13 protein-coding genes are annotated in these 14,428 nt (G+C 39.4%); 5 read left to right on the top strand and 8 right to left on the bottom strand.

The window, feature by feature from the left end:
* Positions 1–124: 124 nt before the first annotated feature.
* Both BVC89_RS10260 and BVC89_RS10265 read left to right on the top strand, forming a co-directional pair.
* A complete protein-coding gene (locus tag BVC89_RS10260) occupies positions 125–2,539 on the top strand; it encodes a TonB-dependent receptor (protein WP_245929368.1) in 2,415 nt (804 codons plus the stop codon).
* Positions 2,540–2,635: 96 nt separating this feature from the next.
* Complete coding sequence (locus BVC89_RS10265) at positions 2,636–3,745, top strand: alkaline phosphatase D family protein (RefSeq protein WP_086931107.1); 1,110 nt, start codon at positions 2,636–2,638, stop codon at positions 3,743–3,745.
* A gap of 117 nt (positions 3,746–3,862) precedes the next feature.
* Here BVC89_RS10265 and BVC89_RS10270 read toward each other — a convergent pair whose 3' ends face one another.
* Positions 3,863–4,522, bottom strand: a complete 660-nt coding sequence (locus tag BVC89_RS10270) for a spondin domain-containing protein (protein WP_086931108.1) — start codon at positions 4,520–4,522, stop codon at positions 3,863–3,865.
* A 710-nt stretch (positions 4,523–5,232) separates the two neighbouring features.
* On the opposite strand from BVC89_RS10270, the gene BVC89_RS10275 reads away from it, so the two are divergent.
* Entirely contained in the window at positions 5,233–7,101 is a 1,869-nt protein-coding gene (locus tag BVC89_RS10275; RefSeq protein ID WP_086931109.1) for a DUF885 domain-containing protein, read from the top strand.
* 87 nt (positions 7,102–7,188) lie between these two features.
* Here the strand turns inward: BVC89_RS10275 and BVC89_RS10280 are convergent, their stop codons facing one another.
* Positions 7,189–7,998 (bottom strand): alpha/beta hydrolase, encoded by an 810-nt coding sequence (locus BVC89_RS10280; RefSeq protein ID WP_086931110.1) that lies wholly within the window; start codon positions 7,996–7,998, stop codon positions 7,189–7,191.
* Between the two features lie 272 nt (positions 7,999–8,270).
* Here BVC89_RS10280 and BVC89_RS10285 point away from each other — a divergent pair, with 272 nt between their 5' ends.
* Together BVC89_RS10285 and BVC89_RS10290 are read left to right on the top strand one after the other, a co-directional pair.
* Positions 8,271–8,621 carry a YciI family protein gene (locus BVC89_RS10285; RefSeq protein ID WP_086931111.1) on the top strand — a complete coding sequence of 117 codons (351 nt, stop codon included), beginning with the start codon at positions 8,271–8,273 and terminating at the stop codon, positions 8,619–8,621.
* Entirely contained in the window at positions 8,614–9,870 is a 1,257-nt protein-coding gene (locus BVC89_RS10290) for an RNA polymerase sigma factor (RefSeq protein ID WP_086931112.1), read from the top strand. The genes BVC89_RS10285 and BVC89_RS10290 overlap by 8 nt, the downstream gene beginning before the upstream one ends.
* 44 nt (positions 9,871–9,914) lie before the next feature.
* Here BVC89_RS10290 and BVC89_RS10295 read toward each other — a convergent pair whose 3' ends face one another.
* From BVC89_RS10295 to BVC89_RS10320, 6 genes are all read right to left on the bottom strand, one after another.
* Positions 9,915–10,577: an outer membrane beta-barrel protein gene (locus BVC89_RS10295; RefSeq protein WP_086931113.1), complete on the bottom strand. Its 663-nt coding sequence runs from the start codon at positions 10,575–10,577 to the stop codon at positions 9,915–9,917.
* A 228-nt stretch (positions 10,578–10,805) separates the two neighbouring features.
* The gene (locus BVC89_RS10300) at positions 10,806–11,390 is read right to left on the bottom strand and encodes an outer membrane beta-barrel protein (RefSeq protein WP_086931114.1); all 585 of its coding nucleotides are present in this window, start codon (positions 11,388–11,390) and stop codon (positions 10,806–10,808) included.
* A 293-nt stretch (positions 11,391–11,683) separates the two neighbouring features.
* The gene (locus BVC89_RS10305) at positions 11,684–12,166 is read right to left on the bottom strand and encodes a RidA family protein (RefSeq protein ID WP_086931115.1); all 483 of its coding nucleotides are present in this window, start codon (positions 12,164–12,166) and stop codon (positions 11,684–11,686) included.
* Positions 12,167–12,325: 159 nt separating this feature from the next.
* Positions 12,326–13,045, bottom strand: coding sequence for a molybdopterin-dependent oxidoreductase (locus tag BVC89_RS10310; RefSeq protein WP_086931116.1), 720 nt, complete (start codon positions 13,043–13,045; stop codon positions 12,326–12,328).
* Between the two features lie 18 nt (positions 13,046–13,063).
* Positions 13,064–13,759, bottom strand: a complete 696-nt coding sequence (locus BVC89_RS30710; RefSeq protein ID WP_086931117.1) for a cytochrome b/b6 domain-containing protein — start codon at positions 13,757–13,759, stop codon at positions 13,064–13,066.
* A 25-nt stretch (positions 13,760–13,784) separates the two neighbouring features.
* On the bottom strand, positions 13,785–14,396 hold the full coding sequence (locus BVC89_RS10320; protein ID WP_086931118.1) for a hypothetical protein: 612 nt from the start codon (positions 14,394–14,396) through the stop codon (positions 13,785–13,787).
* Between the last annotated feature and the right edge of the window lie 32 nt (positions 14,397–14,428).

Raw genomic sequence — 14,428 nt, forward strand, 5'->3', positions numbered from 1 at the left:
TAGTGCTAACTGTAAGCGCTTTATGCTTTTATTCATAATAATTACAAAAAACAGTCAAAAAAATTTCATAATGCGGCGTCAAACTCCCCATCAATCTTTATTGTTATAATTTGGGGACACTTCAGTGATAAATAAAAAATCTGCACTTGCGGTATCGATTGCCGCGGTTCTGGCGTGCAACACAAGTTTTGCTCAGGAGCAACGTGACGAAGCAAAATTTGAGGAGGTTATTGTACTAAGTCAGAAAACCACTTACGCCAATAGTCTCGTATCTGACTCAATGAAAGATCAACAGTCCACGCTGACAAGTGTTTTGGCGGCTATCGATAATTTGCCTGGTGTTTTAATTAATGAAGGTGATGTTTTTGGCTCTGATGATTGGTCTACCACTGTTTCAATTCGCGGTTTTCAAATTAGTTTAGACGAGCAACAAATTGGCATGACCGTAGATGGTGTGCCTAATGGTAATTCCAACTACGGTGGTGGTGCTAAAGCCAACCGTTATGTTGATACACTAAACCTTGAAACTATCGTCGTTTCTCAAGGAACTGCAGATATTGCTTCTCGCTCTCATGAAGCGCTGGGTGGCACATTAGATTTTCGTACACAAGATCCAGAAGACCAAGAGCGTATGCGCTTTAATACCTCACTTGGTGATTTTGATGCGAGAAAGTTTTACGTTAGATACGACACGGGGTTATTCTGGGGAAACACTAAAGCTTATTTTAGTTTTTCAGATTCCAATGTGAAATCTTGGATCGATCAATCGGGAGAGACAAATAGAACTCACGCTGCTGTTAAGCTTATTAGTGAGCAGTCATGGGCGACCATTACAAGTTATCTGTCTTACGATGATACGGAAGAAGATAACTATCAACGTGTGACTCTTGCGGATTTTCGTCAAAACCCTGAATGGGATCGCCTCAATGGTGATTGGACCGGTGTACCATTTCTCGATCAAGTATACCGTCCAGCTTGGTCTACGCTGCGTGAAAATTTGCTTGCCTATGTGCGTTTTGATTTTGAATTTAACGACGCGTTCAGTGCACAGCTCACACCTTATTATCATGACAACGAAGGTCGCGGTGATTGGGTACCTCCTTATGTTGTTGATGTTACTGATGACGGTGATGGCTCGCCTCACTCCGAACTTGTTTCCGGCAACACCGTAAGAGGTGGTGCCATCCTTGGTCAAATTGGTTACGTTACTCGAGACGGAAGACCTCTTACTCCCGGTACGGATTGTTCTTCTTTAACTTTTCCTTACGGCGGAACTTCAAGTTCAAACCTACATCTTGATCCAGCATGTTTTCCCGATGATGCAATTCCCGTTGGTTCTTATCGACATACACACTACGAAAAATCTCGTGTTGGTATTACTGGCGATGGTGAATGGGCAACGGAATTTGCTGACATAAGTAATGTATTACGTGTAGGTTTTTGGTATGAAGATCAAACTCGCTACGAATCAAGGGATTGGCATAAAATTATAGATTCACAGTCTTCATTTCATTTCGATAATACGCCGTATTGGATTCAGTATGACCGTTCTTATCCGCAAGAAACTATGATGTATTACATAGAAGATGCGATAACTTTAGCGGATGTCACGTTGCGTCTCGGTGGTAAGCAATGGTTTGTAGATGTGGAGCGAGAAGATAAATTTATTGGTGCAGCAGGTTCTGCTTCAGTTTCTTCTGACTCCGATTTCTTAGTCAGTACAGGTGCTCTGTGGCAAGCAACAGATGAAATTGAAGTGTTTGCCGGTTATGCTGAAAACTATGCTGCAATTAAAGATGTTGTATTGGAAGCTGCGAATTTATCTACTAATCCTCAAGCTCTTGACGATATTGAACCTGAGACAGCAGAAAACCTCGATTTAGGCGTGCGTTATAATGGCGATCGTTTCAGTTTCACAGCGACCTTATATCAAATTGATTTTGAAAATCGGATTACATTATTTTCACCTGATAGCGTTACTGGGATTGACTTCCTAGAGCAGCAGGATGGCGAATATCGAAACTCAGGCGGTATTGAATCCGAAGGCTTGGAGTTATCTTTTAACTGGGATATAAATGATAATTTCTCGCTCTATGCTTCCTATACCGATAATGACTCGACTTATATAGGCTTTGACCGCAATGAGTTTGGCGATAATGTTTCTGATGCCGACTTTACAAGATTAGAACAGGCGCAAGGTGTATTTAGAGATAATACCGTCTTTGGCTCAGTTGAAGATTTGTATGTGCTATCCATTGATTGGAGCAAGGATGCGTATCGCGCGGGCTTTTCTACTAAGCACGTGGGCGATCGCTGGTTAAACCCTCAAAATACAGATCGCGCCGAAGCTTATGACGTGGCGGATATTTATATTGCTGTCACTGGAGATGACTTAGGTGATGTATTCCAGGGTTATGAATTCCGCTTTACAGTAAATAATGTTTTCGATGAAGACTATATCGGTGGTATTGCTGGCGGTTCAGGCGGCTGGATAGGTGGTCCGAGAACGGCTGCTTTGAGCGTTCAATTTGATATCTAATAGGGTTTAGATAAGTGGTTAAGGGGCTGCACTTTTATGTGTGGCTCCTTTTTTAGTTTTAGTGAAGCTTTATAAAAATACGGTAGTTGAAATGTTATGCGAGAAAAAATGAGTCTTGTTCGCTATTTAATTTTTTTTATTTCTAGCCTTATTATCTTTTCGGGCGCTCCATTCTCCAGCGCTGAAAATACTCAACATGAAATAAATGTGAATAAGAAAAATATTGATACTATTGCATTTGGCTCATGCGCTAAGGAAGATAGACCTCAACCTATTTGGAATGCGATCTTAAGAGAAAAACCAGACGTGTTTGTTTTTTTAGGTGATAATATTTATGCCGATACCAAAAAACCACAAGTTATCGAAGAAAAGTATCGTAAGTTTTCCTCCATTAAAGGTTTTAAGACATTGAGAGAGAAAACTGAAGTGATCGCCACCTGGGATGATCACGACTACGGACAAAATGATGCTGGAGAAGAGAATCCTATTAAACATGAATCGCGAAAAATTATGTTGGATTTTTGGCGCGAACCAAAGGACTCTCCTCGATATACTCAAGAGGGCGGCATTTACACATCCTATTACTTTGGCGATGAGCAACACCGGGTTCAGATTATCCTTCTTGATCTACGCTGGAACCGGTCACCTATTAATACTGTTAATGCTCTCACTTATGCTTCTCGGAAATTAAAGGATATGGGGCCATATAGCCCGAGTAATGATGAAAGTGCCACTTTCCTTGGAGAAGAACAATGGCATTGGTTAGAAAAAGAATTACAAAAGCCGGCAAAGGTTCGGATTCTTGGTAGTAGTTTGCAGCTTTTAGCTGACTTCACTGGGTGGGAAGCTTGGGCAAACTATCCCAAAGACTTAGAACGCTTGTTTACTATTATTAAGCGACATCGTGTAGAAGGATTGTTTGTCATTAGTGGCGATACTCACTGGGCGGAATTAAGCCGCTACCAAGAAGGTTTAGATTATCCTTTATATGATATGACAGCCAGTGGCTTAACTGAGGAATGGCACGCAGTAAGCCCAAATAAAAATAGAATATCCGCAACTTACGCGAAGGCTAATTTTGGCCTAATTAAGATTGATTGGTCAGCATCACCAATCACACTTAGCTTAGGTATAAAAGATGTTAATGGTAATTTAGTTGTCGACAAAAAACTATCGCTAAGTGAATTAGCACATAAAAAGAATTAAAAATATTTTTCAAGAGCCTATGGTACTTGTACTTATATTGAAAGTAGCAATTGAAAGTGTTAGTTGACAGTCTCAATTGAAAGTACCATAGGCTATGACAGAATATCGTGAATAAAGTTATCTTACTCTTCTTACAACAACTTTAGCCACAGCATCTCTCCAGTCGTAGGCCGAGCGAAGTAATTCTGCTTCACCGTGAATGCCAGCGCTTATATGAACATAACCTTCGCCATCGGCTTCTGAAACGCCTTCACCACCGCAAGCAGGTCCGGGGATACTCGAGCAAATCTCGTCATTATTCTCGCTGCCTGCATCATAAGCCTTGGCAAAATATGTTCTTGTTCCACGACGTGGTAACTTCGCCGTATTTATTGCAAAAAACGTATCATTTGTTGGAATTAACATCGCAGCTAAGCTAATACGTGAACGAGGGTTCCCAGTAATATTAAAAGTAACGGAATTTCCTGGTGTGAGTAATCCTTCTGTATTCGTTGTGCTATTAACTAAGTCGCTATTATCTAAAACTTCTTTTAGTGGAGCGACATTTCCTGCTTCTGCTAATATCGCAAGTGGTTCACTTGCGGCGCTACCAAGCTCAAAGAATTGGATTGCAGGAGAATGGGTAGCAGATAGAACCGGTGTAAATGTTTGCCCTTTAGTAATATTAAAAACAGTTACTTCATATTCTCTATTATTATAATCGCTGTAGTAATAATCAGCGAAAGATGTACTTGAAAATATCGAGATAAAAATTAACGCTAAAATATTCTTCAACATAAGTGTAGCCTCTATATTGTGTTTGATGAGTGTCTTAAATTTTTAAAGCTATAAAGCCATTAAAGATAGGAGTCATTACTTTTGGCTGCTAAAGTTAGTGTTAACAGAGCGTAAAGAGTAGTTGTATTTAGTCTCGATTAAGTCACGTAAAAATCACACTTTTGTCACATCGATACAGCTTTAAAAAAATAGGCATCTCATTCCTTTCTTGATTAAATATTTTTTGAAGAATTTTTTTTTGATGTGATGAAACTCTCTTTTTTATCAAGATCAGTTTCTATAAAGCGCTATTAAAAAAGCTTAGTGCTATCTATCTAAAAATTAAAAATACTGATGCTGTATATTTATTTTAATTTTCAACACCACTTCTGATAGAAGAGGTTGAAGTGTTTGGATACACATAAAATGGATTATATCGTACCAGGTGAGAGTGTTTGTTTTTTGATCTGTTTTTTTGATTAAAATATGACCTGATCGTTGAAGCGGTATATTCTATCGATATAATGAATGAAGGTCTGATCTAAATATTCGTCAAGTAATAGTGCTTTGTCGCCAAAATCATAATTAACAAAGAATTACAAGATAGACTTTGATAAGGGTAGGGTGTATATACCTTACCTAATGCCCGTTACCACGGCAGTAATCACTCCTGCTGGCGAGATTCCTGCGGTGGCAGCTGGCCTCAGATATATCAAGAATTAGGAGTACCCATGTATAAACAATGTATTGTCTTAGCCTTTGCACTTGGCATAGTGGCGTGTGATCAAGCTGAGCAAGCGAAAACAGATATCGGAACATCTGTCACAATGGAGAAAAGCCAAGAGCCGAAAGCGATTGCAGAGTCTGAAAGTGCACGACTCAATGCTTGGTTTGATGTTAAATATCAAGAACAGCTGCAGTTTAGTCCCATCCAGTTAACCTTCTTAGGGAAGAAGGATTTATATGATGAGATCGACGATCTAACGGAAGCCGCGGAGTTAAAACAACTAGAGTGGAAAAAGCAAACAGTTGATGAACTCAAGTCTAAATTTGACTACAACAAGTTAGATCCTGAAGCTAAGACTTCATATGATTTGTGGCTTTATCAATACCAACGTCAGAAAGAAGCGGCGCAATTTATTGGTCAGCCTTATGTTCTCCATCAGATGAATGGCCTGCAAGCCTTTCTACCTCAATTCTTGATTAACTTTCATAAAGTGACTGAAATCAGTGATATGCAAGCGTATATCAAAAGAATCAGTGCCGTTGCTAATGGCATGAATCAGTTACTGGTAAGAGCTAAACGCTATGCGAAAAATGGTGTGCGAGCTCCACGTTTTGCTTATGAAGGGGTCATGCAACAAGCTGGTAATGTCATCACAGGTAAACCTTTTGCTAATGGAGATAAAGATTCTCCTCTATGGGCAGACGCAAACTCTAAAATAGATAGCTTGTTAAATGACAAAAAAATAGACGAAGCTCAAGCAAAACAACTAAAAGAAGATGTTAAACAAGCGTTGCTAAATGACTTTTTACCTTCCTACCAGGCTGTAGTTGAATGGTATAAATCTGATATTGCCAATACAGATGAAATTGCTACAGGGGTTAGCAAGCGTAAAGGTGGGTTAGATTTCTATAACAATCGCTTAAAGGCGTCTACCACGACAGATTTAACCGCTGAAGAAATTCATCAAATTGGTATTAAAGAAGTGGATAGGTTGACTGCTGAAATGGAAGCCATAAAAACGAAAACCGGCTTCAAAGGTTCCTTAAAAGATTTTTTTGGTTTTATAAAAAAAGATGACCAGTTCTACTACCCTAACACTGATGATGGCCGCCTAGGTTATATTAAAGATACAGAAGTTTTCTTAGGTTATATTAATGAGAAGTTGCCTGAGTATTTCGGAATACTTCCTAAAGCTGATCTTGTTGTAAAAAGGGTCGAAGCTTTCCGCGAGCAAGATGGTGCAGCTCAACATTATTTTCCCGGTACTCCTGACGGTTCCAGACCTGGTATTTACTATGCCCACTTATCCGATATGCGGTCGATGCCCAAAAATGAAATGGAAGCTATCGCCTATCACGAAGGCAACCCTGGTCATCATATGCAAATATCTATTGCCCAAGAGCTACAATCTGTTCCTGAATTTCGTAAGCAAGCCCGGTTTACTGCGTATTCTGAAGGTTGGGCGCTATATTCTGAGCTATTAGCAAAAGAAATGGGAGCCTATAAAAATGACTACAATGATTTTGGCCGCCTGATTACAGAAATTTGGCGGGCTGTACGCCTTGTAGTAGATACCGGCTTGCATGCCAAAGGTTGGACCGAAGCGCAAGCCATCGAGTACTTCAAAGATAAAGCGCCGATAGCAGAAGGCGCGGTTGTTTCTGAAGTTCAACGTTATCTGGTGATTCCCGGTCAGGCAACTTCATATAAAATTGGTATGATTAAAATTCTGGAATTAAGAGAAAAAGCGAAAAAAGCTTTGGGCGAAAAGTTTGATATTCGCAAGTTTCACGATGTTATATTAGGTGGCGGTGCCGTGCCTCTTAATATATTAGAACGTCGTGTTGACGAGTGGATCGCAAGTATTAAATAAACCCATGCCTGATAATTTGACGGGTGGCTTGGTGATGCTTCCCGTCAGATTATTATCCATCAATAAAGTCTTAAGTTTCAGCTGATTCTAGTTATTTAAAACTTTCTCCATCTCCAACCAAAAATAGCTATCATCAACAATGCTATTGTGGTTGCTGCCTTCAACCGTAATAAGCTTTGCTCTATCACCAATTAATCTTTTAAGATCTAATGCATCTTGATAGGGAATCACCCTGTCCTTTGTCCCGTGAAATATGTAAATGGGCTTGGCAAGATTAAGGGCAAATTGATCGGTCGCAAGAGGGTACCTCAATAGCATGGATACAGGCACGAGAGGATATTTCTGTTGCGCGAGTCTACTCATACTATAATAAGGTGTAACCAGAATAAGCTCGTGCTGTTGCACTTGGGACGCAAGGTATGCGGCAACGCCAGTGCCGATTGAACGGCCGTATATTATAATATCGTCAGTACCATTAGCGGGCCAGTAGTCCTCAACGTAACGATAAAACAATTTAGCGTCTTCATAGAGCGCTTTTTCACTTAAGCTACCACTACTTTTACCGTAAGAGCGATAATCAGGGATAACAACATCATACCCTCTTTCCACAAAGCCCGCTGCCTCAAAGCCAATCGTATCCAAAGCTCCTGCATTGCCATGGAAGTATAAAATAATGCCTTTGGGGGTTTCTGCCTTAAAGTGAAGCCCGTGAAGCCGTTCGCCATCGGGTGTATCGAGCACAATTTCTACGAATTCCTCTCTAAAGGTAAAAACATAGTCATTTGTGAGCTTTTTGGGTAAAAATAGCAAAGCTTCTTGGTTGTTATATAGCCAAGCGCAAATACCTGCATAGGCGAGAAAGACCAGCGTAATACTGTAGTAGAAGAGACGTTGCATAGTGTATCTTACTTGTGGTTAAGAAATGTTCTAAAAATTAGATATTATAGCGCTAATAGCTGAGTTTTATGGCCTTGATTCTTTAGTACGGTTATAGAGCCTAGGGGTGCTTTGGCTTTGTCGGTATAAACTAAATACTTAAATTTAAAATTTATTGCGAAGATGTGTCGATTTCAGTTTTCCTTATTCGTCATCATGATAGAAGGCGAGTAGAGAGCTTTCATTCAAAGACTTAAGGCCTGTTAGCAGGCCCTGATAATAGGAGAATAGATATGCAATATATGTTACTGATTTACTCTGCAGAGTCACAAGAGCCGATACCAGAAACGCCTGAGTTTGGTGAATACATCCAAGCCTATAGGGATTTTACCCAAGAAGTTAAGGATAAGGGGGTTTTTGTCGCCGGCGATGCGCTGCAGAATGTGAGTACAGCGACCACTGTTAGAGTTCGAGAGGATGGTATTCAAACCACTGATGGGCCGTTCGCAGAAACCAAGGAAACACTGGGGGGGTATTATCTTTTAGATTGCAAAGATCTGGATGAGGCTATGTTATGGGCGGCAAAAATACCAACTGCCAAGCATGGATCCATTGAAATAAGGCCAGTGCAAATTTATGGCTAGCTGTGTTGAAACTGCTATTGCAGAGGCGAGCCGCGAGCACTGGGCTCGCCTCTATGCCATTTTGATATCGCAATTTAAAGACTTCGAGCTGGCAGAAGATGCTTTACAGGAGGCATTTGTTACAGCTCTATCCCATTGGTCCGCAAATAGTATCCCGACTAATAGGGCCGGCTGGCTGTTGCAAGTTGCAAAAAATAAAGCTATCGATACGATACGTAAAAACCAGAATTACCATGAAAAGGTATCAAACTTAGGTGAAGATGAAACAAATGATCAAAATATTGAGTCGCTCGCGAGTGATCTCAATGTTGAGCAATTCCCGGATGAGCGACTTAAGCTTATCTTTACTTGTTGTCACCCAGCATTGTCTGAGCAAGCTCAGGTAGCCTTAACATTAAGAACGGTTGGTGGATTGACAACGCCTCAAATCGCTCGAGCATTTTTGTTACCCGATACAACACTGGCCCAACGTATTGTTAGAGCCAAGAGAAAAATTAAAAGCGCCAAGATACCTTTTAAAGTACCAGATAAAAAAGACTTACAAGCACGTTTACATACGGTTTTGAATGTTATTTATTTAATTTTTAATGAAGGGTATTACTGTTCATCTGGCGATAAACTACTAGAGAGTCAATTGACAGACGAGGCTATCTACTTATGTAAGATACTGAGTGTATTAATCGATGAGCCTGAGGTGAGTGGTCTACTTGCTTTAATGTTATTTCATGATGCACGCAAGAATGCACGTGTGAGTCAAAACAATGAATATCTCGGATTGGAAGAGCAAGATCGAAAGCTTTGGGATCAAGAAAAAATTACATTTGCAGATACTTTGTTAAAAAATGCGCTTAAGCAGGGACAGCTGGGTATCTATCAGATTCAAGCAGCAATTAGCGGCATTCATGCTAAAGCTCCAAGTTTTAAACAAACCCATTGGCAGGAAATTTTATTATTGTACCAACGCCTCTATCATCTTAAGCCATGTGCAGTAGTAAAGTTAAATAGTTTGGTGGCGCTTTCCTATGTTCATGGGGCAGATCTTGCCTTACATAAACTAATGGCCCTAAATCATGATAAAAAACTTGATAACTATCAGCCTTTTTATGCAACAAAAGCCGATTTTTGTAGACGGCTAAAAAAGTTTGATGAAGCCAAGGGGTGTTACGAAAAAGCTATAAAACTAAGTGCTAACGAGGTAGAACGCTGCTACCTCGAAAAAAGATTGAAGCAACTGAATATACAGCAATAATTGTTAGTGCTGCCATATCTTAATACATTGCTCTGTTTTAAAAATCAAAATCTAAAACTAACACCTAGCTTGTAATTGTCTATTCCAAGACCATTGTACTTTGGCTTGATGTATTCATACTCAGTGAACACTCCTATCGTATCGGTTAAATAATAACGACCGCCAAAAGTAATTTCGTCAAAGTTTGAACTTATACCTCTGTCAATACCTAGGTCGTTGAATGAATAAGAGGTATAAAACTCGGTATTGTCTGTTAGCATGGTTCTTATCCCTGCAGTTGCACTAAGACCTCGCTCGTCATATGATCTCTCTCCTTCAGAAATATTAAGTCTAGATGCGATATTAGAAGAAATATAAAACACATCTCTATAGTGCTCATAATCCGTTTCTAAGTAAAAAACGGTGTTTTCACCAATCGGAAATTTTACTCCTAATCCGAAAGAACGTTCCTCTTGTGTCAGATCAAAATTAGTCGTTGAACCATTAAGTTGGAATGGGTCGTATATTTTCTCATAGTGGGCGTCAATATAAAGGTAGCTTGATAGTTCATAGCTTCCTCTTAAAATAAATCCATGCCCAGGTTCTAAACCTGTTCTATCCAGTCCACTATAACCACCTTCCATATAAGTAAACGAGGGCTGTTCAGCCTCTGAGTATAATATAAATATGGGATTTAAAAGAAATACAGTAAGCAATAATTTTTTCACAAACAGTCCTCGAGTTAATATTATTAGCGTCGCTAAGCTCAACGCTTAGTGGCGCTAATAATCTATAACTGTTTTTATTAACCGAATCTGAATGTTTTTTTTAAGGCTTACAATGTATCTAAAATGTAACGTGTTTTGTTAGTCTCTGTTACATTTTTCTTATAAGTAAAATAAAACACACACATCCTTGTGTTTAAAGTGACGTAACGAAAATGTATTTAGGTGAATTTAAAACTTATAAGTGACCCCTAAGTTATAAGTGTCAGTCTCAAAGTCATCACGTTGATATTCTGCGAACAAGCCTAAATTGTCAGTGAGATATTGACGTCCACCAAAGGTTATTTCTGTGGATGCAGAAAATATATCTCTATGTGATAACTCACTGTAGATTTCGGTCGAACTAGTAAGCATTGCTCTCACACCCATAGACAACTCATAGCCATCTTCGGATTCATCAAAGTCAGGTCGTCCTGTATTGCTGCTTGAGGAGGTTTCAAGATCTATATACTCAGCTTCTAAATAAAAAGAAGCGGTATCACTTACTGGTATAATCACACCTAAACCAATTGTTGCAATATCAAGGTCAGTATCAGTTTCTATTCCAAGATCCGATAACTCATCATTGAGCGCTGAATAGGAGCCACTTAAGTAAATATTATCAATGAATTCGTAGCTTCCTCTAACAAGAAATCCGTCAAAGTCATCAATACTGGTATAACCTCCTTCAACATAGTTAAATGATGGCTGTTCTGCCTGAACATAACCTGAACCGATTGTTGCAAGTAAAGTAAGGGAGGCTAGTGTCTTTTTCATAAGTGTTTTCCTATTGTCTGTATCTAAATCATAAGCGAGGGCACGATTTTCCTTCTCGCCGCTTGATTGACATAATAGGTTTTCGTTACTGAATCAAAGCTGAATGCTTAATTTTATGAAGAAGTATTAATGTTGTTAATAAAAGGAAGGTTAGTGATGTATGAAATACGAACAATACATTGTTAAGATATTTGTCAAAAGGCTAAGAGTAAATATATGTCTTTGCTTAATTATCGATGATACTTAGTATTAAACAAAGACTATATTATGATATCCAGGAAAGGGGGTTATCTTTATTTAGAGGCGATAATAGAAACTTCTACTAAAATCGGTGCCCCTGGTTTGCCCCCTGGTAGTGCTCCCACTTCCACTGCGACTCTTGCAGGTGGTGTTTTTCCTTTGCCCCAGTAAGTTGCATATACTTTATTAAAAATAGTGTAGTTTTTGATATCGCTCATATATACCGTTGCATACACGGCGTCATCGAAGGTATAGCCTGCAGTGTCTAGCACACGTTTCAGGTTCTCCATAACAATTTTAGATTGGTCTTCCATGTCATTTTTGCCGTCGTGAGCATAAGCGGGCAGGGCGCCATTTTGATAAGCAATTTGTCCTGATATGAAAAGCATCCCGTTTGCTAATTTTATTCCTGGAGTGTAAGGAATGCTTGGTTTTACTCCTCCTGGGTAAATGGCCTCATGTCCCTTTGCTGACCACGATGAGTGAGCAAAAACTGTAATAGCAGCCAGTATGATGATTTTTGAAATTTTAAACATGATATTACCTTATTGATCAGCCTTAAGATTTAGTTTATGTGAGGTAACGCTATTATTTATTAATCACTAATATTAATCGCTAACATAGATACCTTTTAGTGTAAGCATAATATTAGCAATTCGGATTATAAACTACTGCCATTTATAAGCCACTGTTACTCATAAACCACTAAAGTCATTGTAGCCTTGATCTTCCCAATAGCCTCCTTGAGAATTACGATGGACACTTATGCCTGTTACAAACTTTGCGTTTTTAAAACCTAACTTAACAGGAATTCTTAGCCTCGCAGGAGCACCATAGGAGCGCGGCAGAGGTTGTCCTAAAAAATCCAATGCCAATATGGTTTGGCTGTGCATGGCAGAAGCCATATCAATACTTGTGTGATAACCATCTGCACAATCAAGTCTTAAGTAAGTATTATCTAAATCAGCGCCAATCTTAGGCAGTAGATAACTTAATGGTACCCCTGACCATTGGCCAATGGCACTCCATCCTTCAATACAAATTAAACGAGTAATTTGTGCCTCTTGTTGCATATTCCTTAACTCATTAAGTGTTAACGGCTTTTTGTGTGTAATCCTACCACCTAATTTAAGTTGCCACGTGGACGGATCTATTTCCGGAGCGTAGGCTTCAGGGTAAAAACCGTTGTATCGAAATGAACGGGAAATTTGGTTTGTACTAAATGTTGGGGCCAGATTAGATGCTGAATATAAATGGCCTTGTGCCACGTCGTTCCAACGTGAAGCAGCGTCTAGCACTTGCTGCCTAAAGTCGGGTGCCAAAGCTAGAGCAGCAATGCCTCCACCTAGTAAAGAGAGTTTGGCTAAACTGCCTATAAGGTTGCGTTTGGAAATATCAATGTCATGATGTTTCATTTTTATTATTTACTCATTTCATTTAGAGTCCCGTTTAGTTGGGCTGGAGTTGTTATTAATTCTCATCACTTTTCCTCCAAATATCATAGTAAGTAGTGTACGGGGCACCACTACAATCATTATTAAATGTATTACTGTAAAGATACATATGCCTATCATGGCCCAAAAATGTATGATTCTAACCGTGGGAAATCCACCCATAATATGAGTTAAGAAGTGCAACTGCACGGGTTTCCACAATGTTAGCCCTGTAATCAGGAGGCAGGCCAATAGTATAAAGGTGCAAACATATAACAGTCGCTGGACATGATTATAGTGACCGCTTTGGTGTGTTATTTTAAACTGCAGTGCTAGTTTAAGATCGCATATGATACTTCTTATAGAGATTGGGGTGAGGCTTGGCCCACCCCAAGATTTTGACAGTCTTAACACAATAAAACTGAAGCTTGTTATGAAAAAAATCCACATCAATGCAAAGTGCCAGCGTAAAGCCTCTGTTAAATAGTTGCCTAAAGATAAAGACATTGGAAATGTTATAGCATAAATGGGGGCGGCGTTATAAATAGCCCAGCCACTTGAGACAAGACCGATAACAGTTAAGGCGTTAAGGGTATGAAGTAGTCTTAAATATCCAGAATGTGTTGGCAAACCGCAGCGGTTTTTATTACTTTCTTCATTATTAGGCCTATTACAAGAGGGGATATTATTATTCATAAGTTATGACTGCCCAATTGCACGATTAAATTGGTGGCAGGTTTCCATTCTCATGGATACCAACAAACTTTCCTGATAAATTGCCGCCAGCAACTTTTGCAAATACCACAATTTTTTGTCCAATTTTCAATTTGCGATTATCAACTGGCCCAAAGGTAGTAATTTGAGTATTAGGTGGAACTTGGATAGTTTGACTGTCGTCTCCGAAGCGAATAATAATTTCTCGCTGGCTGTTAGAAGAGACCAACTTTGCAAGTGTCGCATTTGTCATCTTACTATCTGCGGTCAGATCCCAGTCACCAATGCCTTCGTTAAAGCCTCGCATAGCTTCAGGGAAAACATTGACACCTAGTGCACGCCTTTTATTGTTGCCGGTGGGCACAGATGGAATGGAAAGATAAGCCCCCTTAGGTATATCTTCGAGGGCAATATCTTTATAGAGTAATATTTGATAAGGATGCGTTAACGCTACATCAATGTTTTGTCCAGCCGAAGTTTTAATGGTTGCCATATTGCCTTTTAACGTGATCAGCTCACCGCGTACGCGCAAACCCTCGGCAGAAATTTCTGCTATAAAACAAAAAAATAATGTAATTGTGAGTACTGTCCTAGCAAGGCGCTTTGTTATATTGTTCATTAAATATTCTCCACTTATGTAGATAGATGTCA

It is taken from the genome of Agarilytica rhodophyticola (genome assembly GCF_002157225.2).
GTDB classification, from domain to species: Bacteria; Pseudomonadota; Gammaproteobacteria; order Pseudomonadales; family Cellvibrionaceae; genus Agarilytica; species Agarilytica rhodophyticola.